The sequence below is a fragment of the Rhizomicrobium sp. genome (genome assembly GCF_056722145.1).
Map to the genome: position 1 here is coordinate 1 of NZ_JBWZET010000060.1, position 2,152 is coordinate 2,152.

Below are 2,152 nucleotides of genomic sequence, written 5' to 3' on the forward strand. Positions count from 1 at the left end.
GAACATCGTCGAGATCCGCAAGCCGGAAATCGACGCCAAGCTCGTCGCCCAGGGCATTGCCGATCAGCTCGTTCGCCGTGTCGCATTCCGTCGTGCCATGAAGCGCGCGATGCAGTCGGCGATGCGCCTCGGTGCCGAAGGCATCAAGGTGGTCTGCGGCGGTCGTCTCGGCGGCGCCGAAATCGCCCGTGTCGAGCAGTATCGCGAGGGCCGCGTGCCGCTGCACACGCTGCGCGCCAACATCGACTATGCCGAAGCCGAGGCGCTGACCACCTACGGGGTGATCGGCATCAAGGTGTGGGTGTTCAAGGGTGAAATCCTTGGTCACGACCCGATGGCCCAGGACCGGCTGATGATGGAGGCTCAGACCTCCGGCGTCCGCCCGGCGCGCTAAGGCAGAGTAAGAACGATGCTGCAACCGAAGAAGACCAAGTTCCGCAAGATGTTCAAGGGACGCATCCATGGCGACGCCAAGGGTGGGACCGACCTGAACTTCGGCTCGTACGGCCTGAAGGCGCTCGAGCCTGAGCGGATCACCGCCCGCCAGATCGAAGCGGCCCGCCGCGCGATCACCCGCCACATCAAGCGCCAGGGCCGCCTCTGGATCCGCGTCTTCCCGGACGTTCCGGTCTCGAAGAAGCCCGCCGAAGTCCGTCAGGGCAAGGGCAAGGGCTCGATCGAATACTGGGCCGCGCGCGTGAAGCCGGGCCGGATCCTGTACGAGCTCGACGGCGTTGCCGGCCCGCTGGCCGCGGAAGCGTTCAGCCGCGCCGCGATGAAGCTGCCGATCAAGACCAAGGTCGTCGCCCGCCTCGGCGACACCACGCACCTGGGAGGCGAATAATGGCCAAGACCGCTGACCTGCGCGCCAAGAGCGACGACCAGCTGACCGCCGACCTCGCGGACCTGAAGAAGGAGGCGTTCAACCTCCGCTTCCAGGCGGCGACCAACCAGCTCGAACGCCCGGCCCGCATCAAGGAAGTGCGCCGCGACATCGCCCGCATCAAGACGCTCCAGACCGAGCGTTCCGCGGCCGCCAAGGCGTAAGGAGACACACGATGCCCAAGCGTATCCTGATCGGGACCGTGGTGTCCGACAAGACCGACAAGACCGTCGTGGTCAAGGTCGAGCGCAAGGTGAAGCACCCGCTCTACGGGAAGATCATCCGCCGTTCGAAGAAGTACCACGCCCACGACGAGGCCAACGCCTACAAGACCGGCGAGACCGTCCGCATCGAGGAGACCGCCCCGGTCTCCAAGCTCAAGACCTGGAAGGTCATCGAGCGGGTGACGGCGGGCAAGACCGCCGCGGTCGAAGCCGACGTCTGAGCCAAGCCACTGATTTGGAACTGCCGGACTGGTTCCGGCAAGCCGATTGAGAAGGAACCGGATCTATGATCCAGATGCAATCCCAGCTTGAGGTCGCTGACAACAGCGGCGCCAAGCGCGTCCAGTGCATCAAGGTGCTGGGCGGATCGAAGCGCCGGACCGCCGGCGTGGGCGACATCATCGTCGTCTCCATCAAGGAGGCGCAGCCGCGCGCCAAGGTCAAGAAGGGCGACGTTCACCGCGCGGTGATCGTGCGGACCCGCAAGGACGTGCGTCGTCCTGACGGTTCGGTGATCCGCTTCGACACCAACGCTGCCGTGCTGATCAACAAGAACGCGGAGCCGATCGGCACGCGTATCTTCGGCCCCGTGGTTCGCGAACTGCGCGCCAAGGGCTACATGAAGATCATCAGCCTTGCTCCGGAGGTGCTGTGATGTCGGCCTCGAAGATCAAGAAGGGCGATAACGTGATCGTCCGTTCGGGCAAGGACAAGGGCCGTACCGGCACCGTCCTCGCCGTGCTGCCCAAGGAAGGCAAGGTTCTGGTCGCCGGCGTGAACATCGCCGCCCGTCACCGCAAGCCGAGCCAGGCCAACCCCCAGGGCGGCATCGACCGTCGCGAGGCGCCGATGGCGATCTCGAAGGTGGGTCTGGTCGATCCGAAGTCGGGCGTCGCGACCCGCGTGCGCTTCGAGCTGAAGGATGGCAAGAAGGTCCGCGTTGCTGTCAAGTCGGGGGAGACCATCGATGGCTGACACCTACACTCCGCGCTTCCGCAAGCTGTACGACGAGAAGGTCGTTGCGGCGATGACCGAGAAGTTCGGC

At 65.2% G+C, this 2,152-nt stretch carries 6 protein-coding genes; all 6 read left to right on the forward strand.

Annotated elements, in window-relative coordinates:
• The coding region (gene rpsC / locus AC1P6P_RS03360; RefSeq protein ID WP_481401021.1) for a 30S ribosomal protein S3 at nucleotides 1-394 on the forward strand (394 nt) is incomplete at its 5' end.
• A gap of 15 nt (nucleotides 395-409) precedes the next feature.
• Nucleotides 410-844: a 50S ribosomal protein L16 gene (gene rplP, locus AC1P6P_RS03365; RefSeq protein WP_481401022.1), complete on the forward strand. Its 435-nt coding sequence runs from the start codon at nucleotides 410-412 to the stop codon at nucleotides 842-844.
• Nucleotides 844-1,047 carry a 50S ribosomal protein L29 gene (rpmC, locus tag AC1P6P_RS03370; RefSeq protein WP_481401023.1) on the forward strand — a complete coding sequence of 68 codons (204 nt, stop codon included), beginning with the start codon at nucleotides 844-846 and terminating at the stop codon, nucleotides 1,045-1,047. The genes rplP and rpmC overlap by 1 nt, the downstream gene beginning before the upstream one ends.
• A gap of 11 nt (nucleotides 1,048-1,058) precedes the next feature.
• A complete protein-coding gene (gene rpsQ / locus AC1P6P_RS03375; protein ID WP_481401024.1) occupies nucleotides 1,059-1,328 on the forward strand; it encodes a 30S ribosomal protein S17 in 270 nt (89 codons plus the stop codon).
• Nucleotides 1,329-1,393: 65 nt separating this feature from the next.
• Entirely contained in the window at nucleotides 1,394-1,762 is a 369-nt protein-coding gene (rplN, locus tag AC1P6P_RS03380; protein ID WP_481401025.1) for a 50S ribosomal protein L14, read from the forward strand.
• Nucleotides 1,762-2,082 (forward strand): 50S ribosomal protein L24, encoded by a 321-nt coding sequence (gene rplX, locus AC1P6P_RS03385; RefSeq protein ID WP_481401026.1) that lies wholly within the window; start codon nucleotides 1,762-1,764, stop codon nucleotides 2,080-2,082. Before rplN ends, rplX begins: the two co-directional genes overlap by 1 nt.
• Nucleotides 2,083-2,152 lie beyond the last annotated feature (70 nt).